We start from the raw sequence: 21,219 nt of genomic DNA, 5'->3' as shown, positions 1-21,219 counted from the left end.
TCGGTTACAGCAGATATAAGATTAATTCGGACGCTGACGAATCAAGATTTAATTTATTATTCGTTTGTTACGATTTTCTTGACTACCGTCGCCAGGCTTGCGGGCCGCCGTACAAGCCTATGTGCGATATGGTTCCGTCGACGTTGAATATGCCGGGGTTGCCGCCGTTGATGGCCGGAGAATCATCGCGCAGACGAAAGTCCCCTTCCCCCGTGAACATCGGGTCCTCGCTGATATTGCCGTTGAAGCCGGTGTGGTCCCAGATATCGCGGTAGTTGTCATCTTTGTTGCCCCAGACAATGTTGTTGGCGAATTCCCACTTGGCCCAGTCGCCATAGTTCCAGACCCCGACACAGGGGCAGACCCACTCATCACGCCAACCGTTTTGGGTGATGATATTGTTGACGATTCTTCCGCGGCTCTCGCTCGACCAGGGAGCTATGCCGCAATTGCCATTGTGATAGATGACGTTGTTGGTCATGTCCATGTACGATTGCCCGGTGGCGATCATCCCCCATCCGAGATTATCGCGCACGAGATTGTTGCGGGCGATAACCCAGGAGTTGCCGAAGGCGCCAATGCCTTTCCAGTAGCCGGAGACCTCGTTGCGGTAGGCTACGCAAGAGGCATCCCAGGTTACGCCTATCCCCGCTCCCCGTCCGGTTCTGATGACACAGTCGATTATTGTAGCCACAGCGCCCCGGTACAGGGCGATTCCATCCCAACCGTTGTTGATTATGCGGCAGTCGACCGCGTTGATCTCGGCGCCTTCGCGGCCGTAAATCCCGCCGATTCCGACTACTACGGTGTCGATACGGTTATCGTTGTTGATGATGTTGACGCCTTGCACTGTTACCCGTGATTTGCGCACCACGACAGCGGCATCGGTCGCGTTGCCATCGGCATCGCGTACTCCCCCGGTTACAGTGAGATTGCTCAGCGTGGAACCATAGGAGTTCTCGAAATAGATTCCGTAGCCCGCTTTGGTTTCGAGGATTGTCTCGGTGCGGGATTGGCCGACTATCGTGAGCGCCTTGTTTCTGATGATATAGCCGCGGGTGGCAGTAGCTTCGGTTTTGGGGTCTTCGCAATTGCCGCAGAGGGGATCGATGAATTTCGATGGTCGGGCGGTGAAGATTTTGGGGGCGAGGGAAATAGTGTCGCCATCGGAGGCGAAATCTATCACCGACTGAAGGTCTGACCCGCGCTGAACCGTAAGCGTGACGGCTGTCGAAGATGACGTGGCTATGAGGACAGACAACATTATTGTCCAAACCACCCTTATTCCCATGCTGTAAGGAAGGCAATTCGCGCCGCTTGGGCAATAGGAAATTATGATCTGCTGAGTTCGGAAGGTTCGAGGTAGATTGTGACAAGCAAGTTGCCGTTTTTTATTGACTGTGAACCTTGTCTCTTCTCAAATTGTTGTGCATCAATCTGTAATAATAAGACGCGATAGGAAATAATAAGGGCGAAGGCTGATATATGACTATAGTCGAAATGGGAATCCTGGCCAGCACCCTGGCCGGATTGGGCACGGGAATCGGGGCGCTTCCGGCGTTTTTTCTGAAAAATGTCCCCGATAAGGTTCTCAACACTCTGCTGGGCGGGGCGGCAGGCGTGATGCTGGCGGCAACATCGTTCTCGCTCATAGTGCCCGGAATCGACTACGGCAACGAGCTGTGGCCAGGGATGGGCGCCTGGGTGATGGTGGCGGGGATGCTTTTCGGGGCAGTCGTGCTGGATCGTATCGACAAGTGGCTGCCGCACGAGCACTTTTTTATCGGCCACGAAGGACCCGACAGCAGGATAAAGAGAATCTGGTTGTTCGTGATCGCCATTACGATACACAACTTTCCCGAAGGCTTAGCGGTTGGGGTTGGATTCGGCGCGGGTGATGTCGCCGCGGGAACGGCGCTGGCGATTGGAATCGGTCTGCAGAATATGCCCGAGGGTCTGGCTGTCGCCATGCCTCTGATGGGACTGGGCTACCCGCGGTGGCAGGCAATCGGCGTAGCCACTCTCACCGGGTTGGTGGAACCGGTCGGGGGGCTTTTGGGAGCAGGTGCGGTATCGGTGTTTCACCCGATCCTTCCAATCGGTCTGGCGTTCGCGGCTGGCGCGATGTTGTTCGTGATCAGCGACGAAATCATTCCCGAAACACACTCGAAAGGAAAATCGCGACTGGCGACATTCGGGGTGATGGTCGGTTTCGTAATTATGATGGCTATGGATAATATGCTTGGATAGATAATTTCATCAGGGGAGGAAAACATGAACCTCACGGCGGCGGCTCTGCTGTCGCGTCAGTCCATGCGCCTGTGCGCGCGCAGTAAATGGGTGACGCAATCAATCGAATGCATCAAATGGCTCAAGCGAGAAGACATCGCTCTGTGTTCTTCGGTGGGCATGTCCACGTGGGAACTTCTGACAAGTCTTGGGTCGATTTATCGCCTGCGGCTCAACCTCTATGTTCCGCGAAGCCGGGGCGAGGACCTTCGCGACCAACTCGAGAAAATTCATGTCGATTTCGACCTCTGCCCCAACTTGACGACATTCGTGCCGGTACCATCGGATGGCTGCGCCGACAAAGGGGCGCTGTGGCAGCTCCGTGACAGTTGGATTGTGGGCCGCGCCGATATGCTGGTGCCGATTTCTATTCGGCCTGACGGGAGATTGGAACATCTTCTCGAACAAGCGGACCGAACCGACAAGATAATAGACCGACGGTTTCAGGTTGAATACGAAAGTGAAAGCGCCAATGTGAGTTATACGATAGCGCCGGAGGAGCTTAACCCCCACTTGAGCGAAATCGAAGGGAAATTCCTGATTCACTGGACGAGGGCTTTCGATGGCCCCTGGCCGACCGAGCGGCCGATTGATTATTATCGCTCTGTAATCGAGTCAGACGTTTATCCGCGAAGCGCGTTTGATACGCTCCGCAATATTGCGGCGACACGGACGCTGAAGGCATCGTCAAAGCACATGCCCGGTAAGATTGCCGCCGTAGCGTTTTCGAAAACGGCGCCGTGCAAGATGCTTGAGCTTATTCGGTGGCGTTCGCGATACCGTCACATGTCGTTCGAACCGTACGGGATCGGCATTGAGACTCAAACGGCAGAGAACCTCGGTATTATGCCGGTTGAATATACCGATCCGGATGAAAGTCGCCCAACAAACGGCGATAGCTGGCTGTGCCAGTCAAAAGGTGAGAAGGCTGATTGGACGAGTGAGAACGAATACAGGCATCGCGGGGATCTGGATCTGTCACGCATTGACCGAGACAAGTTGATTCTCATCTGTCGGACAGTCGATGAGGCGAGCGCTATTTCGGCGGAGAGTGGTATTTGCGCGGTGAGTTTTACTTGTGCCTCTACTTAAGCAGGAGCATCTTCTTAGATTCGGTGTTGTTGCCGGCGTCGAGTTTGTACAGATAGACCCCCGAAGCGAGCGAGCCGCCATCGAACGTAACCATCACTTCGCCGGGCCCATCGGCATTTTTGTACTCACGCACTTTCTGACCGAGGACGTTGTAAACAGTCAGGGTATAGTTCGAGTACTCCGGCAGGTTAAACAGGATGGTCGTGCCGCTGTTGAATGGATTCGGATAATTTTGTCGAAGCGCGAAGGTTTTTGGTGTCGGCGGTTCGGGGGGGATACCGTCGTGCAGGAATTCCACATAGGCGTGGTAGGCCCGCTCGGCTACCGTTTCGATTCCGGTAAAGGTGCTGGCGGCTATGAGCGCGAAAGCGACGGTGTCGGTCTCTCCGACGGACATGCCGGGGATTCTGGCGGCGAGAAGTTGAAGGAGGTCATCGGACGCGGTCTCAAGTTCGACCGGTGAAGCGATGCCTTTCGTGAGCGCGGCGAATTTCCGGGCGCTGGTATAGCAGTCGACCGGTAAACCCCGACTGTCTGGGACACAGTAAGCGAAGTCGGTCGGCGACGTGAAGGCCGTGTTCATAAGGCCATGAAGCAGCTTGACGCCCCGGTATTGAGTGAACAGGGTACCGCTGTGATAGGCCACCCAGGTGAACTCGCCGGCGCTGCTGTAGCCACCGGCGTTGTAGAGCCAATCGATCACATCCCAATCGAAATTGAGTCCGACATATACATTGCCAAGGCCGGCGGTGCCGGTATTTTGGATTATATACCGGATGATAATGAAATCGCGGTATGGTTCGTAATTGAAAGCGTAGCTGGTTTGCTCGATTGTCAGACCAATCGGGTTTTCCGCTCTGGCGTCGGTGAAGACAGCCCATGATTGCTGGGTGATGCTGTCATCGGGAGTGATGAATCTCATCTCGCCGCCGGGAAGGACCGCGAAGTCGCCATCGGGTTCCGATGATGCGTTGCGCACGCCATCGGAGACTTTATCGCTTGCCACCCCGATCATCAGGCCGCCATCGAAAATCTCATCGGAGCCGCCCATATACCGAAAGCCGACGCCGCCCGCGGGGTAATACGAATCAGAGCCGAGTCCGAAAGTGCCCCAGTTGGATATCGTGAAATCAATATTGCCGACATCGTGAGTGACAAAATTGCGCTGACTGACCGGACCAATCTGGAAATAGAGTCTGGTTGTGGTCGAGTAACCGTCACCGTCGATGTTCAGCTCGAGCGACAACAGGGAGCCTTCGGTGACGGTATCCGATACCATCACCCTGAAGTCAACATCGGCCGTCGCGGCTTCATTGGTGGTGATGGCGCCGAATGAAGCAAGCCCCGCGATAATATCGAGCGATGGGTTGTGGTCTACGAGAGTAGCTGTTACGCCGGTGGCGGGCGCTCCCAGATTTTGCAGGACGAGCGTGCCGACCACTTCGTCACCCGGGCTGATGGGGTCGTGGTCAAACGAATAGACCCTGATATTTGGCGTGGCGTTGGTTTCTGAGAGAGCGTTGAGCGCCGCCATGCAGTCTATCAGTCCCCATCCGTAGGTGTTGTCGGGGAGGTTGCGGCCGAGTTTGTTCGTAGAGACGAGAATAGCCTGCTTGATTTCATCGACCGTAGCATTCGGATTTCTCTGCCTTAACATTGCCACCAACCCCGCCACGTGCGGAGCCGCCTGTGAGGTTCCGCCCAATTCACTGTACCCCCCTCCCGGCCACGCTGAGCGAATACCTACGCCGGGAGCCACGACATTAGGCTTGGTAGCACCGTTGCAGGAGGATGGACCTAGAGAGGAGGACTGCGCAATTACACCCACACTGTCATCAATGTTGCCGACGGCAAAACAGTCGATATTGGTGTTGGCCCGGACAGCCGGATTGCGTATTGTGCCTGCCCCCTGAAGGCCTTCGTTACCGGCGGAAAAGACATTCACGATACCGAGGGCCTCGACATTGTCGATGATAGTGAAGAAAATATTGTCACAACCGACATCGGAGACGCCCCAGCTGTGACTGATAACATCGGGGACATCATCGATACTGTTCGGGTCGCCATCGGGATCCGCCGCCCATTCGAACGCATCGATAATAGAGGCACCGTAGATATCGATTACTCCCGCGGAGATCCATTTGGCATCGAGCGCCACGCCGATCGTATCACCGGTAGCATCGTCGTGCCCCACGATAATGCCCATTGTGTGCGTGCCGTGACCGGGAGAGGCAAGCGGCACCACAAGAGTGTCCAGTGAATGCGGGAAGGATTCACCGCTTGCCGGGTCGAACCATGCCGCCGCCGAGTCACCATCGTGGCCCTTCCAATTGTTGAAAAGGGCCGGATGGAGGCCATCGACGCCGGTATCGAACGAGCATACGACTCTCCCCTGTCCTGTATATCCGGCGGACCAGGCGGCGGGAGCGTTGATATATTGAATGTTGGATTCGACTATCGCGGTCTTTGCCGATATTGACACGGCCTGCTCCGGCAGAATCGATACGATTTGGGGCTCGGAGTATATGGTCTCGATATCGGATCTTCGCTCAAGTTGGCGGAGTTGCTCGACCGAGACCTCGGCTTCGATTATGTTGGCGATCCAGTGGCCTTTGTACGATTTAACCGATGCTTGTTTATTTGATGTCATCGCGCGCAAGTGATCGAGCAATTCGTCCTGTGCGTCCGTATGGTTGGCTTTCAGGCGGTCGATGCCCGATTTGTGAATATCGGACAGGGCCGATGAGCGTGATGAGATTTTGGCTTTGAACTCGGCCGATGTCTCGACATCGTAGAGCTTTATCCAGACTTTGACAATGTCGGAGGATTTTTTCGCGGCTATCAGGTCAGTGAGTTCATCCGACAGGTTACCTGCCGATACGGATATCGTTGAAAAGCCCAGAAGCAGCAAATACAATATAAACCGATATCGACTCATAGTGGTGTCTTCCCGGCGGCCGGGCCGCTCTTATCCTTTTAACAAGCAAAGGCGATAATATTTCCTCGGCGAGTAGACTTTTTTTGCGCGTCCGATTCCGATCTTTCGTAGTCTTCTTTACCGGCGGCAGATTATCATTAACATTTGATTCTCTGCTCTAAATAACGTAAAATGATACCTAAATGCTTGGAAAATGTAAACCAAATTGTTCCTGATTCACGTAGCATGCAAAAGATATCGAAAGGTAATCTGTAATGAGCAACATGAAGCAGTTGAGCCGCGAGACTCTCGAAGAGATGCTGGTTGATTTCGCCAAGAACTGGCTGGCCCATGACGGTTTGTGGTTTCAGGTGGTTGAGAAGAAATACGGGATGGATGCGGCTATAGAGGCAGACACCGACGCCTGGGACAAATTCACGGTCATCGAGGCCAAGAGGATCATGGCCCGTCACAACATACCGGAAAACAGCGGGCTTGAGGGTCTCAAGAAGGCGCTCGGGCTGCGTTTGTATGCTTTCATAAACACGCAGGTAATCGGCAACGAGACAGAGAATTCGTTCGAGTTTTATATGACGGATTGCCGGGTGCAGTCGGCCCGCAAACGCAAGCAGATGCCGCTGTTCCCGTGTAAGAGCGTGGGGATTGTCGAGTACACCAATTTCGCGAAGACGATCGATCCGCGCATAAAGACCGAGTGTATTTGCTGCCCGCCGGACCCAGAAGCCGGTGAGAAGTATTATTGCGGATGGAGATTTTCGATATAAGAAAGGCGGGGCCCAAAGCGCCCCGCCTTTTTATTCTAATACGGCCTGTCAATAACCGTCACATACGTTTCTTATAGAATTCCACCGTGCGCCTGAGACCTTCCTCGAACCCCACGGTCGGACTGTATCCGAAAGCTTTAAATTTGTCTATCGACGCGTACGAGTGGAGAATATCGCCGGAGCGCGGCGGGTCATATTTCGCCTGGATATCGGTGCCGATAATTTTGCGAAGGAAATCAAGCATCTGATTGAGCGTGAATTGCCCGCCGATAGCGACGTTGTAATAGTCGCCGACGATTTTGTCGTTGGTGGCCGCCAGAACATTCGCCTGGACGCAATTCTCGATATACGTAAAATCGCGCGACTGTTTGCCATCGCCAAAGACCACCGGTTGTTTCCCGCTTAGCATATCGGTGATAAATCTTGGAATGACGGCCGCATATTCGCTTTTGGGGTCCTGCCGGGGCCCGAAGATATTGAAATACCTCAGCGCCACGGTCGGGAATTTGTAAAGTTCCCAGTATACTTTCAGGTAATACTCATTTGTGAGCTTGGTCACCGCATAAGGGGAAAGCGGGTCGGGTCTCATACCCTCGTGTTTGGGAAGTTCTTTGGACTCACCGTACACCGATGATGATGACGCCATCACGAACTTTTTGACACCGGCGTTTTTGGCGGCATCCAATAGAAACAGGGTACCATCAACATTGACCGAATTGGAAGTAACCGGATCCTTAACCGAGCGGGGTACGGATGGCAGAGCGGCCTGATGGAGGACGTAGTCGATTCCCCTGACGGCATCGTTTACGGTCGCCTGATCCCTGATGTCGCCTTCGATCAATTCAACTTTATTCTCGATACCAGCCAGATTTTCACGACGGCCGGTCGAGAAGTTGTCCAGAATGCGGACTTTCTCCCCTTTGTCGATAAGATGAGTCGCTATATTGGAGCCTATGAATCCGGCGCCACCGGTCACGAGATATTTCATATTCAGTAATCCCCTTTGGAATTAATTAAATGTCCCAGCCAATGTATCTGCGGTTGCTCTCATCTATAACGAAACGGCCGTTACAATGTTCCGCCAGCGGCTTATCACGGGAAACCTCTCTTCAATACTTTGGCGAAGGCAAGCTAATACATTTTAATACGTTTATCAACCACGCTCTTTATGTACAGCGCGGCGAAGGCGGAAATTATCGGGATAATCGGAAAGTGATAACGACCGACACCGTAAAAGACAAAATGTACGGCTGTCCAGTAGAGGATTATCCCGAGAAGCAGATAGCCGCGGGGATGGCGAATCGCGGGGCCGGACCTGAAAAAGATAATCAATCCCAGCAGCGCGGCGACCAAGACGACAATATAGTAAGATTGTGCCAGCACAGACCACGCCACCGCGTAGTTGAAGCGGGATTCTTCGGCCGCGATTTGAAGATCGAATTGCAGGGGATCGGTGTCCCCGGCATAGAAGAATGCTGTTTTGGCGAGACCGCGAAGAAGGAAAGCTCCCGGACGCTCGTAGATGTAGTCCAAGGCCCGGTGCCAACTCGCCGAATCAATATCGGCTTCCTGCCCTGGTGAATTCATATCGTATTGGGTGGCGATGTTCGAGTTGTAGCCCATACCCGATCCGGGCTGGTTGCCAATGAACAGGTTAATGCCGGTGTTGGTGTTGATTTTTGCCACCCCCACCGCCTGATAATTTCGCACCATCCAGGGGACTATGACCAACCCGAAACCGCAGAGGGCCACAAGACCGTATTTGATCGTTCGACTCAGATCCTTTGTCTCCCACAGCCAGAACGGTATTATGACGACCAATAGCAGCTTGGAAATCACTCTCGTCAAAGTCGCCAGGCCAAGCAGTATCCCTCCCAGCAGAACCTGATACCATTTGCCGGTGAGCTTGCGATCAAGAGTCAGGAAAGACAGAATCGAGGCGAGCAGCAGGAAGGTGAACAATATTTCCGATGCCGGGAGATAGGTAAAGAATATCTGGCTGGGGAAAAGGGCTACTATCAGCGTTGTCCAGCGAGCGACGCTTTCGTCCCAACATCGTCTGACTATCAGATAGGTAAATACCACGATGCCTGTTCCGAGCGGGATATTCAGCACTCCTCCCAGATATTGAACGTGGCCGAATAGCAGATATAATCTCGACAATACGAATGGATAGGCGGGCGGCCAGTAGGCGGTCAGATGGTCACCGTTGTAGTAGCCTCCTTTGAGCGCCCACTGCCATCCGAGTTCATCATAGAACCGGTAATCGGCCCACAGATTAAGAGGGACGAATAAGACCACCGCAGTCCGCAACAACGCCGCGGTTCCCAACGCGTACCACAGAAATTTACCTCTGCCCGGTTTCATGAGCGCGGCATTAATACTCACCGCCAACTTTGACAAGGCCGGGAACAGTATCAGGCAAAGTCCTACTGCGCCCAGCGAAATCAGGCAGAGCCGAAGCGAGAGTTGCATAAGGGCGGTGATATTGCCATCGGGGCTCAGGAAAGAAAACAGTTCAAGTATTGGCTGAAACCTCAAAAGCGATGCCAGACTCACCACAATGAGTAATGCACCTGCTGATATCCTCGCTATTCTCATACGCACCCTCCTCTAAATGAAATATTACCTGATACGTTTATAGATACAATAATTCGGGTAATCTTCATACGAAAAACATTTCTCGAGACGGTATCTTTCCAGGAAAGTCGAGTCGGACACGAACGCACTGATATGGCTTCCCATCGCAGCTCCAACCCATTCGGCGCCACTGCTGAGCACCGCCTGCATATAGTTGCCGTTTCGATTATACGGGACTACCTGGGGCGACACCAGACCATCGCGATCCAATATCCGCATCTTCGAGTAATACCCGGCATATCCTATATCCTCGAGTGCGGCCGAATCGTTTTTTCTGTCGGCGTGACTGTAAAGATAGAGACCTATTTGCTTGTGAACACTATCCATTTGCAGTTGAAAAGTCCGATAATATTCCACTTTGGGAATCACGGCGACAATCAGCAACGCGGCAATCACAACTGACGATACCGGGACAACCAGACGGATTCGCCCGTGGCTCCAATTGAAACGCTCGGAAATGAGCGGGGCGGCGGCAGAAGCGAATAGCAGATACATTGGATAGATCGGGACAACATACCAGAAGAAGATGTGGGTTTTGGTGAAAGTGAGGAAGACAATCAGACCGCAAACCCAGAATATTTCCAGCCATCCCGCGTTCTGTTTGCGGTTGAGCCACCAGGCCCCGACGAAAAAGGCGGCAGTGACAATCCATCCGGCGGGGTTGTGCCAGCCCATCAGTTGCAACAGGCTGTTAAGATAACCGTCAGATCCGAATCTGCTATAGAGAGCGAGCTTGGCGGTGATAGCGTGCGGCACGACCGAACCAAAGTAGAATTTGGAGAACAGCAGCCAGGGCACAATCAGCGCCATCGGCACGACAATATATGACATCCGGTTCCGACGGTCATTCAGACAGGCCCCGGCTGCTACCAGCGCAAGCGCCAAAAGACCTTCCGGCCGCGTTACCGCGGAGAGTGTGGCCAGGGCAACGCTGTAAAAGAACAAGCGCTTGTGCTGATAGTAGAACGAAGCGGTCACGAGCATGGTAAAAAGTGCCGTTTCCATGCCGCAGGTATCCGCGGCGAGGGATCTCGGCCACAGAATGTAAAGAATCGCCGGAATTTCCGCGAACCGGGTAAAGCGCAGTCCAAGAGCGAACCGGTAGATGATCGCGGCCGTAAGGCCCGAAGAGACCAGCGATATAAACAACGAGGCATGAAGCGGGGTAATCCTTAAAACGGCAAGCAGGCTCAACAACAGGGTGAACAGGGGCGTGGTCGTTCCAAGGACCCTCTCCCCTTCGTTGTAAACGAAGCCCTTGCCGAAGGCGATATTTTCGGCATAGCGGAAAGTAATGAAAGCGTCATCGGCCGTGAATCCTGTCAGCCAGTGATATGCCAGGCGGGTCGCAACCGCGGCAAAAAAGATGAGGATCGATTTCTGATTTGTTGATAGCATGCAAACGAAATTTATCGGACCATCGGCCCAACATCAAGCATTAATCCCCACGAGCACGGGTATCCCTGTCTTAGCATTACGCAAAAAAAACCGGGTCACCGACCCGGCCATTAAGACTTCCTTGAGAGTTCTTTCAGACGTTGCTTGTATGGTATGTGAAGCCCCCGTGACTTTTCATCCATGTATTTCTTCGTGACTTTCACCAGCGCACCTGATAGAGCCATAAGCGCGATGAGGTTGGGAACCGCCATCATGCCGTTGGCCGTGTCGGCGTATGCCCGGACAGTCGTGAGATCGAAGCGCGCCCCGAGCAGCGTGAATATCACATAGACCCACTTATACGGCACTTTGGCCTTCTCTCCTCCAACGTACTCGACTCCCTTCTCACCGTAATAGGACCATCCGAGAACTGTCGTAAAGGCAAAGAGCATGATGCCACCGACAACCATCCACCGGCCATATAAAGGCAGGGCGGTGTTAAAAGATGACATGGTGAGCACGCCCCCGGTTTCGCCGCTGGCGCAGTTGCCGGTCGTGATAATGACCAGGGCTGTCATGGAGCAAATCACCAGAGTATGGATCTGAGCGTAAGGAGAATCTTGACCTTGTCTATTGCCCCCTTGTGGATAACCAAGCGGGACCTTTGAAGCTGGCTAAAAGGCGCTGGCCTCAGGCGGAATACCGGTGCAATAATAAAAGCCGGCTCACGCCGGCTTGTCGGCCAGTCTTTTTCAAATCCACTGACCTTGTTTCACCGACATACTTATCAAATATCGTGCCATCTTGTATCTCACTGTTTTCTAAGGACTTTCCGACCCCCTCACCGAAAGGGGTAAGGATCAGTCCCCATTAATAATGTGGGTAACACAATCGATCTTTTGACATTATCGTATATACCTGAAGGCTGACAAGTTTAACCTTGCTTCGGCATGCTTAAGAGCATAATTTGCCTGAACTTCGAAAGTAACATAGACAAGAAAGGTATATGCCATGTCTGATTACATGTACATTTACGGCCGCCAGATTCTCGACAGTCGCGGCACACCCACTGTTGAAGTTGATGTATGTTTGGCTGATGGCACTCTCGGCCGGGCCGCCGTTCCATCGGGAGCATCGACCGGCGCTCACGAGGCGGTGGAGCTTCGTGACGGCGATAAGAAGGTGTATTTCGGCAAGGCCGTCACCAAAGCCGTTGACAATGTCAACAATATCATCGCCCCGGCCCTGGTGCGCGACGATATCGACCCGTATGACCAGATAGAGCTGGACAATTTTCTAATTAGGCTCGATGGCACCGAGAACAAATCCAAGCTCGGGGCCAACGCGATACTTGGCGTTTCACTGGCGACGGCCAAGGCTGCCGCGGAATCTCGCGGACGGTTTCTCTATGAATATATCGGGGGAAGCAACTGCAAGATAATGCCGGTACCGATGATGAATATCCTTAACGGCGGCAAGCACGCCGACAACAATGTCGACCTGCAGGAGTTCATGATCATGCCGGTCGGCGCCAAGAATATTCGACAGGCGCTGCAGATGGGTGCCGAGGTGTTCGGACACCTCAAGCAGGTACTGAAAAAGAAGGGCTACAATACCGCGGTCGGCGATGAAGGCGGCTTTGCCCCGGATTTGAAATCCAACGAAGAAGCTCTTGAAGTAATCATGGAAGCTATCAAAAATTCCGGTTATAAACCGAAAAAAGATATCCTCATCGCTCTGGACCCCGCCTCGACCGAGTTTTATGATCCCAAGACAAAGAAATATAATCTCGCCGCGGAGAAGAAGAAACTGACCTCGACCCAGATGATCGATTTCTATGAAAACCTGTGTAAAAAGTATCCCATTATTTCCATCGAGGATGGTCTGGCGGAGGATGACTGGGAGGGTTTCAAGGAGATGACCGCCAGAATGGGCGATAGAATCCAGATTGTGGGCGATGATCTGTTCGTGACCAATCCGACAAGACTTGCCAGAGGCATCAAAGAAAAGGCCGCCAACTCCATCCTGATTAAGCTCAATCAGATCGGAACATTGACGGAGACACTCGATGCCATCACTATGGCTCAGAAAGCGGGGTTCACCGCCGTAGTCTCGCATCGCTCGGGCGAAACCGAGGATGCCACGATAGCCGATGTCGTGGTCGCCACTGGCGCAGGACAGATTAAGACCGGCTCGATGTGCCGCTCGGATCGGATTGCCAAATACAACCAGTTGATTCGCATTGAGGAGACTATCGGCAAACATGCCGTTTATCCGGGCGTGGACACATTTTATAATCTAAAATAGTCCTCTTTTTTCGCAAGAATTCGTGTCAGCGGGTAGATCTTCGGGGTCTACCCGCTTTTGCTTGCGGTCAGACTTTTGTTCCGCGTGGGGCACGACAACATTTTTGCTTGACAAAACCGTCAACATTCGGTTACGTTAATACATACTAACCCGGAAAAACGCAGCAACTATCGAAGTGTCAGCAGTAACAATTTCATACCATTGCTCGGACATGGCACAAGTCTGTATTTCTCCAATTATTTGAAGGGAGGTGGTAAGCAGCACTTTATTGCGCGTCGGTTTTAATTAAAAACGTTCAACAGATGGAGTGATCAATGAAGAAAGTTATCGTTCTCATCGTTTCCTTGTTGATTGCAGCCGCCATATTCCTCTTCATCGGCTGCTCAAGCGACATGTCCACCTCGCCGGACAATTCCGCAAATGTGCTCAGTCAGAAATTGGATTCAGCCCCCGGAATGAAAGATGTGTTGATTGGATTCTCCAACGGCCGCCCGGATGACGCCCTAACGTCCGCCGGCGCCGTGATCAAAAAAGAATATAAATATCTTCCGATCGTATTCGCATCGGTACCGGAGGAAAACATCAACCGCCTCAGAAATAACCCGAACATCGCCTATATTGCCAACAACGATATCAGGGAGTTCACGGCTCAAACCCTCGATTGGGGCGTTGACCGTATCGACGCTGATTACGTTTGGACAAACACCGTTTATAACGGCTCAGGAGTCAATGTGGCTATCCTCGACACCGGCGGTGACATGGATCATCCTGACCTCACCTGGGCGGGCGGCTTCTCAGCGGTGCACGACGATCCCAGTGATTTTGACGACAAAGTCGGACACGGCACGCACTGCGCCGGTATTGTCTCGGCCAATAACAACGACATCGGTGTCGTCGGCGTAGCCCCGAACTGCGACATCTATGCCGTGCAGATCAGCGACAACAAATTCATTTACACCGATAACGTTCTGACCGGAATAGACTGGATTATCGGGACACATTTTGACGGTGACGCCGGTAACGACATTCAGGTAGTGAACATGAGTTTCGGTGGCGCCTATGAAAATACGGCTGAAGGCGCGGCCATGCTGGAGATGTACAATCTGGGTATCCTGCTGGTCTCCTCAGCCGGCAACAACTCCGGTCCGGTCAGCTATCCGGCCAAATATGATTTCATAATGGCGATTTCAGCGTCGGATCAGTATGACGCCTTTGCGTCTTTCTCCAACTTTGGTCCGGAAATTGAATTGATTGCCCCCGGCGTGAGAATCTTGTCGACCTACAAGATGGGAAAATACTGGCCGCTGAGTGGTACCTCGATGGCCTCCCCGATGGTTGTTGGCGCGGCCGCCGTGGCGATGCAGAAGTACCCGAATTACACTCACGAGCAGATTCGGGCTCTTCTCAACGGCAGTGCCGAAGACATCGGCCTGACAGCCTTCCAGCAGGGTAATGGTCTGGTCGATGTTGAGAAGGCCGTTCTCGGCACCACCAATGGTGATGATTTCTAATCGATTGATTTAACGATTCAAGCCCTCCTTTCAGGGGGGCTTTTTTTTGCCTGAATTTGCTCCTAAACCTCGAAAACAGCAGCTTTGTCATTGTATGTCAGACACTTACAAGGTACATCGCGATGGCCAAACAAAGCAAAAAAATAATAACAATCGGGGAAACCTCTTGACAGCTCGCTCGTTTAATATATATTCGCCTGTTAGCACTCACTCGCAATGAGTGCTAACAATAAGAAAAAGAAAACCATATATAGAATAATCACTTAACTCCCACTAAACAGGAGGGATCAAAATGCAGGTAAAACCACTTGCGGACCGTGTCATCGTGAAGCCTTTCGAAGAGCAGGAAATGAAGAAGGGCGGGATCATTATACCCGACACGGCGAAAGAGAAGCCGATGGAAGGTCAGGTAATCGAAGTCGGCCCGGGTCGTATCAACGAAGAAGGCAAGAGAATCGACCTTGAAGTAAAAAAGGGCGACCGCGTGTTGTATGGCAAGTACTCCGGCACCGAGGTTTCGATCGAGGGTGAAGAGTTTTTGATCATGCGCGAGTCCGATATCTACGCGATTATTAATCGATAACCACCGCTGAAGGAGAAGTACAAATGGCAAAGCTCATAAATTACGATGCTCAGGCCCGCGCCAAACTCAAAGAAGGCGTTGATAAGCTGGCCGACGCCGTGAAGGTAACGCTGGGGCCCAAGGGCCGCAATGTCGTTATCGACAAGAAATTCGGTTCCCCGACTGTCACCAAAGACGGTGTCACGGTCGCCAAGGAAATCGAGCTCGAAGATCATTTCGAGAATATCGGCGCCCAGATGGTCAAGGAAGTTGCTTCGAAGACCTCTGACGACGCCGGTGATGGTACCACCACCGCCACGGTAATTGCTCAGGCGATTTACCGCGAGGGTCTCAAGAATGTCACCGCCGGCCACAACCCAATGGCTATCAAGCGCGGCATTGACAAGGCTGTCATCTCGATTGGCGAAGAGATCAAGAAGATGTCCAAGCCGGTATCCGGCAAAGAAGAGATTTCGCAGGTTGGCACAATCAGCGCCAACAACGACAAACAGATTGGCGATTTGATTGCCGAGGCCATGGAGAAGGTCGGCAAGGACGGCGTCATCACGGTCGAAGAAGCTAAGACCGCCGAGACTACGCTCGATGTTGTTGAGGGTATGCAGTTTGACCGCGGCTATGTTTCGCCGTATTTCGTGACCGACCCCGACACAATGGAAGCGGTGCTCGAAGACCCGATGATTCTCATCCACGACAAGAAGATCTCCAACATGAAGGACCTTCTGCCGATTCTCGAAAAGGTCGCCCAGCAGGGTCGTCCGCTCATGATTATTTCTGAAGACATCGAAGGTGAAGCTCTGGCGACGCTGGTAGTCAACAAGCTTCGCGGCACCATAAAAGTCGCCGCTGTCAAAGCTCCCGGCTTTGGTGATCGCCGTAAGGCCATGCTCGAAGACATCGCCGTTCTTACCGGCGGCAAGGTTATCTCCGAAGAACTCGGCTTCAAGCTCGAAAACACTGTCATGAGCGATCTTGGAACAGCCAAAAAGATCAGCATCGACAAAGACAACACCACGATCGTCGAAGGTTCCGGCAACAAGGAGCAGATAAAGGGACGTATCGGTCAGATTCGCAAGCAGATCGAAGACACTACTTCGGATTATGATCGCGAAAAGCTCCAGGAACGCCTGGCCAAGCTGGCCGGTGGGGTGGCAGTCATCAATGTCGGCGCCGCCACCGAAACTGAGATGAAAGAGAAGAAGGCTCGCGTCGAAGACGCTCTTCACGCTACCCGCGCGGCTGTCGAGGAAGGCATTGTTCCCGGCGGCGGTGTCGCCCTGCTTCGCAGCATCAAAGCCCTCGACACCATCAAGGTCGACGAGGACGAAATGGTTGGTGTGAATATCGTCCGCAAGGCGCTCGAAGAGCCTATTCGCCAGATCTCGCACAACGCCGGCACCGAGAGTTCGGTCGTTGTCAACGAGGTCAAGAGTAAGACCGGCGCCTACGGTTACAACGCCGCAACTGACACTTTTGAGGACCTCTACAAGGCCGGCGTGATTGACCCGACCAAGGTCACCCGCGCCGCTTTGGAGAATGCCGCTTCTATCGCGGGACTTCTTCTGACAACCGAGGCGGTTATTGTTGATAAGCCCGAAGAGAAAAAGGGTGGCATGCCCGATATGGGTGGCGGTATGCCCGGCGGCATGGGCGGAATGTACTAAGACATTCTTATTTTTTATATACATCGCAAAAAACCCGGCCTCGCGCCGGGTTTTTTATTTTTCCGCGGTTGAAACGTCTGATAGGTAGATGAGTGTTTGGTGTCTCCAACTCGGTTTGACAGATGAGAATGTTTGGGTTATCTTCAGGCAGCATAAACACAAAGGAGAGCCTGCCGCATACCGTTTCGCGGTGTGCGCTAATGTCCAACCTGAACAGTGCCCCGGCTGACAGCTTTTAGAGGGAAACATCCGGTTCCTAAAGCCGTAAAGCGCACCAGAGGATATCGAAATACGAGACTTTGATATGAATAATATCGAGAGAGCCGAGCAGTTGGTACTCGCCAGAAACTTCGCCGAAGCGCTGAAGATTTTGCAGCCGATTGATTTATCGCAATTATCCGAGAAAGTCCCAGTCAACGGCAGAACCCGGCAGTGGTTCTGCCGTTGACTCTTCTTTCTTTTCCGTCTACTCCCCCCAGAAAAGACTGTCAAGGTAGTCAAACATGCGCTGAGCAACGTCGCTCCGCGTTTTCTTATACTCGGCAAACAGCAGCAAGGTGCTGTCTCCTTGATACCTCACTTGAAGTACTGTCATCGCTGGGTTAAACCCAACGCCTCCAGACAAGTCGGACTCTAAATCGAACACCCGGTACTCATCCACCATCCGCCGCATTATCGCGCGAAATTCTTCAGCGGTGAGCCCACTGTATTCCAGCGCGACCTTCCTCCCAGGTATAAGAGTGTTCGACCGCACCATAAATATCCCCGAATCCGTAGCAATAACCGCCCTGCCAGTATAACGCGGTTCCTCCGGGCCGCCGATTTCTAACGTTAGCGGCACATCTACAACTTTGTAGTCGATGCGGATACTCATCCAAAACGACCTTGCCAGATCGCTGTCTGCCCACGCTGCCAGTACGGTCTCAAACTGCTCGATAGTCTGAACGGCAAACGCTGACTCCTCTCTCAGCAAAGACTCTCGCTGCTGAAAGTACGATGCCTCGTCAAAGACTGAGGCAACGGTGCTGTCGCTCGCCACCACCGCCTGTGTCGTGTCCCGCCCGTACCATGTTCGCGGCGATTGCTCCGTGTGGCATGATACAATTAGCAGGGTTACGGTGAACAGAATAAAAATTGCCTTACCTGGCATGGGGATCTCTTTCCGGTAAACCATGTTCTCTCCTGATCTTGTTCTCTTCTTCTATCGTTCGCCACTCCTCCCAAAGACGATCTGCGGTTCCGGTATTGAAGTCCCAGTAGGGCAGAACCCGGCAGTGGTTCTGCCGTAAACTCTTATTTCCTCTTCGTCTACTCCCCCCGGTCTTTCTGTAGGGCAGGAGCCTTCTCAGTCTCCTGCCATTCTTTGAGTCATTCCGAATCCGCCGATGGCGGACCGGAATCCAGTAAGACGCGGCCCACCGGGGTGCGTCACTCCCCTTTGAGAAGACTATCAACCTCGCTCTCACTAAACGATATTCCGACACATCTCTTCAGAGGACCATTGTCCCGGCGATATCGCTCCCTGAAGAGCGAATCCTCCGCCAGGTTACTGTAGAAATCACAAACGAAATTGGCAAAACCGGCCTGAATTGGGGTCTCATCTACGGCAATGAGTATAGCCTCGTCATGCTCCTTAAGATATATCTCTGCCAGCTCACTAAGCGTTCCCCTTATTATCATATCTTCTCCCACGCTGGTCGGGTTACTTAGCGATTTCAGCATGGCCTTCAGAGTGTCTACTCTGGGGCCCGGGTCAGTCGCTTCCCTATACCTCTCGATCTGAAGATCGATCTCCTGCGGTGTCGGATAGCCACCAACGTACAATATCGAGCTAGATCCGCACCCCACCCCCTCGGCCCATATGCGATAGTCATCGTCACACACGATACCTACCACGCGACCGGACTGGTCAAAGCTACACCTTGGCGGTTCTGACAGGAGAGGATGATCGTCGAAAAGCCACGTCTCGAGCTCTGCCCGCCTCACGGCTACGGGTTGCCCCATTATCTCAAGGACATCCTCTTTCGACATGCCCAGTTCGATCCGCCTGATGTCTTTTCTAATCTCCTCGTATGGCCGTGCATCGCTCGTTACACTCCAATAGATTATTGGAGTTATGAGAATGGCAAAGAGACCGGCCACTATCACTGCCGACCATATCAGGTATTTCTTAAACTTCTTCATTCGCACTTCCTCAATTTAGCCCTCTCTTTGCACCAAGCTTCTAGCTGGGATGGGAAGTCATTACCCCACACAGACAATCTAAAGTAGTAGAACTCTGCTCCCAAGGTGTTAGAAAGGAAATCTTGAGCATCAAAAATTCCAGAATGACGGTGAAGGTCAAACCAGTCGCCGACAAAGGTACCAGCTAACTCAGTTTCCAGCCCCTGAAGCACTTCGTTGACCAGGCCAGCGAGTTCTCCACCGTGTTTCCCAACCACAAGGAAATGGCGCATATCTATCACCTGATTCGGGTTCGCGGGGTCAATCATGTAGCGGCATCCCTGCATAGGTCCCGCTGCGCTCTCATTCCATCGGTCTTGTGTATCACCCGAGTGCATTGCCTCGTCCCACGAATAATCGAACGCCCGAGCCCACTCCACGAACTCTTTACACGTTGTCGCCTCATCCTTGTGGGCGGCTCTCTCATTCGGATCGTCGAATATCCACTCTAGAATCATACCACTTGGATCCGCAGAGCTAAGCGGGTTGCCCACTACATACCTGTACAAATTCACATCCCCGGCGCCAATCCCCAGCGGGTCCGGCGTCACATACCGCCCCAACTGCGGCTCGTAATACCGGTGCCAATTGTAATACAAATCACTCTCTCGGTCATGGTACTGACCCGGGAAACGCAACTCGTTGCTCTGCACCACCTGCTCATCATACAGCGACCCAAACGGATAATAATCACTGCTCCACACGATGTCCTTCGCGCCGTCGGTCACCTGGTAAAATGCGATCACTTGTGTTCGCCATGCAACCCTGGAGACCCTTGCCTAAGGCAACTCCGATTCACCTCGATTTCCCTCATCTTGACTGAAGCATTGAATACAGACAAACTCATCCTTTTCTCTTCTTTCTGCGTGCTCAAGGCAAACAAATCTGCCGCACCGAGAGCATATTATGCCCTCTTCTGACGTGAGCTCTACGCCACAGACGGCACATATGAGAGGAATAACCTGCATTTCGCTTCTCCTCAATAACTGCACGGATCAAGCGCGCAACTCAACATACATCCGTAGGACGATCCTGCGACCCACGAAAAAGCAACAGCCTGAATCGGCCTCGCGACTTTCGATACTTTAGCGGCAAGACCCCAGGTGCGTGGAAGTAATTTTGCGAATACATGCGGCTTTTCAACGAAGATAACACGATTCGGCGAAACGATTAGCGGCTTCACCGTGTACGGAACATTGGACAATAACTGTGACCCAATGAAAAATCCTTCAAATCCCGGGGCAAGGGTCCCAATGCACCTCGTGTAACACCAGCCCCAAGAACGGTCACACTTAGGCTCCTCGCATTTCTCTTCGGAGTCTTGTGAATCAGAAGTTGGCCACTCCATATCTACCTCGCTGGGATGGAAAGGTTGCATTCCGGTTGGATCACTGTAGTTTGCAGGATTTCCATATACATACCGATACAGATTCACGTCCCCAGCCCCCAGACCCAGCGGGTCCGGCGTCACATACCGCCCCAACTCAGGCTCGTAATAACGGTGCCAATTGTAATACAAATCACTCTCCCGGTCATGATACTGACCCGGAAAACGCAACTCGTTGCTCTGCACCACCTGCTCATCATACAGCGACCCAAACGGATAATAATCACTGCTCCAGACAACATCCTTCGCGCCGTCAGTCACCGCCATCGGCGTACCCAGATGATCCAGATGATAATACAGAAACTTGTACACAATCGTCGTCCCCGACCCCGGCTGACCCTCAAGCACAACATCGCCCGAACCGCCCCCCGATGACTCCGTCTCCGACCTGTCGACCGGCGTCCCCGGCTGCCCCGGTTTCTCGTCATCAACCACTATATTATACAC

The 21,219-nt window shown here is 52.7% G+C and carries 18 protein-coding genes; 8 read left to right on the top strand and 10 right to left on the bottom strand.

Annotated elements, in window-relative coordinates:
• Nucleotides 1-82: 82 nt before the first annotated feature.
• Nucleotides 83-1,264, bottom strand: coding sequence for a right-handed parallel beta-helix repeat-containing protein (locus AB1483_12355; protein ID MEW6413243.1), 1,182 nt, complete (start codon nt 1,262-1,264; stop codon nt 83-85).
• A gap of 221 nt (nt 1,265-1,485) precedes the next feature.
• Here AB1483_12355 and AB1483_12350 point away from each other — a divergent pair, with 221 nt between their 5' ends.
• Nucleotides 1,486-2,250 carry a ZIP family metal transporter gene (locus tag AB1483_12350; GenBank protein MEW6413242.1) on the top strand — a complete coding sequence of 255 codons (765 nt, stop codon included), beginning with the start codon at nt 1,486-1,488 and terminating at the stop codon, nt 2,248-2,250.
• A gap of 24 nt (nt 2,251-2,274) precedes the next feature.
• The gene (locus AB1483_12345; GenBank protein MEW6413241.1) at nt 2,275-3,381 is read left to right on the top strand and encodes a hypothetical protein; all 1,107 of its coding nucleotides are present in this window, start codon (nt 2,275-2,277) and stop codon (nt 3,379-3,381) included.
• On the opposite strand, the gene AB1483_12340 is transcribed toward AB1483_12345, so the two are convergent.
• Nucleotides 3,374-6,319 carry a S8/S53 family peptidase gene (locus tag AB1483_12340; GenBank protein ID MEW6413240.1) on the bottom strand — a complete coding sequence of 982 codons (2,946 nt, stop codon included), beginning with the start codon at nt 6,317-6,319 and terminating at the stop codon, nt 3,374-3,376. The genes AB1483_12345 and AB1483_12340 overlap by 8 nt on opposite strands.
• Nucleotides 6,320-6,573: 254 nt before the next feature.
• Between AB1483_12340 and AB1483_12335 the strand changes: the two genes are divergently transcribed.
• Nucleotides 6,574-7,083, top strand: a complete 510-nt coding sequence (locus AB1483_12335; GenBank protein MEW6413239.1) for a DUF6125 family protein — start codon at nt 6,574-6,576, stop codon at nt 7,081-7,083.
• Nucleotides 7,084-7,141: 58 nt separating this feature from the next.
• Here AB1483_12335 and AB1483_12330 read toward each other — a convergent pair whose 3' ends face one another.
• From AB1483_12330 to AB1483_12315, 4 genes are all read right to left on the bottom strand, one after another.
• Nucleotides 7,142-8,071 (bottom strand): SDR family oxidoreductase, encoded by a 930-nt coding sequence (locus AB1483_12330; protein MEW6413238.1) that lies wholly within the window; start codon nt 8,069-8,071, stop codon nt 7,142-7,144.
• 143 nt (nt 8,072-8,214) lie between these two features.
• On the bottom strand, nt 8,215-9,684 hold the full coding sequence (locus AB1483_12325) for a glycosyltransferase family 39 protein (GenBank protein MEW6413237.1): 1,470 nt from the start codon (nt 9,682-9,684) through the stop codon (nt 8,215-8,217).
• 24 nt (nt 9,685-9,708) lie between these two features.
• Nucleotides 9,709-11,121, bottom strand: a complete 1,413-nt coding sequence (locus AB1483_12320; protein MEW6413236.1) for a hypothetical protein — start codon at nt 11,119-11,121, stop codon at nt 9,709-9,711.
• Nucleotides 11,122-11,231: 110 nt separating this feature from the next.
• A complete protein-coding gene (locus AB1483_12315; GenBank protein ID MEW6413235.1) occupies nt 11,232-11,690 on the bottom strand; it encodes an alanine:cation symporter family protein in 459 nt (152 codons plus the stop codon).
• A 421-nt stretch (nt 11,691-12,111) separates the two neighbouring features.
• Between AB1483_12315 and eno the strand changes: the two genes are divergently transcribed.
• From eno to AB1483_12290, 5 genes are all read left to right on the top strand, one after another.
• Entirely contained in the window at nt 12,112-13,407 is a 1,296-nt protein-coding gene (gene eno, locus AB1483_12310; GenBank protein ID MEW6413234.1) for a phosphopyruvate hydratase, read from the top strand.
• 314 nt (nt 13,408-13,721) lie between these two features.
• The gene (locus AB1483_12305; protein ID MEW6413233.1) at nt 13,722-14,918 is read left to right on the top strand and encodes a S8 family peptidase; all 1,197 of its coding nucleotides are present in this window, start codon (nt 13,722-13,724) and stop codon (nt 14,916-14,918) included.
• Nucleotides 14,919-15,210: 292 nt separating this feature from the next.
• A complete protein-coding gene (gene groES, locus AB1483_12300; protein MEW6413232.1) occupies nt 15,211-15,501 on the top strand; it encodes a co-chaperone GroES in 291 nt (96 codons plus the stop codon).
• A gap of 23 nt (nt 15,502-15,524) precedes the next feature.
• Nucleotides 15,525-17,162 (top strand): chaperonin GroEL, encoded by a 1,638-nt coding sequence (gene groL, locus AB1483_12295; GenBank protein ID MEW6413231.1) that lies wholly within the window; start codon nt 15,525-15,527, stop codon nt 17,160-17,162.
• Between the two features lie 304 nt (nt 17,163-17,466).
• On the top strand, nt 17,467-17,610 hold the full coding sequence (locus tag AB1483_12290; protein ID MEW6413230.1) for a hypothetical protein: 144 nt from the start codon (nt 17,467-17,469) through the stop codon (nt 17,608-17,610).
• Between the two features lie 18 nt (nt 17,611-17,628).
• Here AB1483_12290 and AB1483_12285 read toward each other — a convergent pair whose 3' ends face one another.
• From AB1483_12285 to AB1483_12270, 4 genes are all read right to left on the bottom strand, one after another.
• The gene (locus AB1483_12285) at nt 17,629-18,312 is read right to left on the bottom strand and encodes a hypothetical protein (protein ID MEW6413229.1); all 684 of its coding nucleotides are present in this window, start codon (nt 18,310-18,312) and stop codon (nt 17,629-17,631) included.
• A 278-nt stretch (nt 18,313-18,590) separates the two neighbouring features.
• Entirely contained in the window at nt 18,591-19,346 is a 756-nt protein-coding gene (locus AB1483_12280) for a hypothetical protein (GenBank protein ID MEW6413228.1), read from the bottom strand.
• A complete protein-coding gene (locus tag AB1483_12275; GenBank protein MEW6413227.1) occupies nt 19,343-20,131 on the bottom strand; it encodes an RHS repeat-associated core domain-containing protein in 789 nt (262 codons plus the stop codon). The genes AB1483_12280 and AB1483_12275 overlap by 4 nt, the downstream gene beginning before the upstream one ends.
• 233 nt (nt 20,132-20,364) lie before the next feature.
• A partial coding sequence (locus AB1483_12270; protein MEW6413226.1) for an RHS repeat-associated core domain-containing protein occupies nt 20,365-21,219 on the bottom strand: 855 nt, incomplete at its 5' end.

It is taken from the genome of Candidatus Zixiibacteriota bacterium, from assembly GCA_040756055.1.
GTDB lineage: Bacteria > Zixibacteria > MSB-5A5 > GN15 > FEB-12.
Note: the sequence above shows the minus strand (reverse complement) of the source record. Positions and strands in the feature narration are given on the sequence as shown.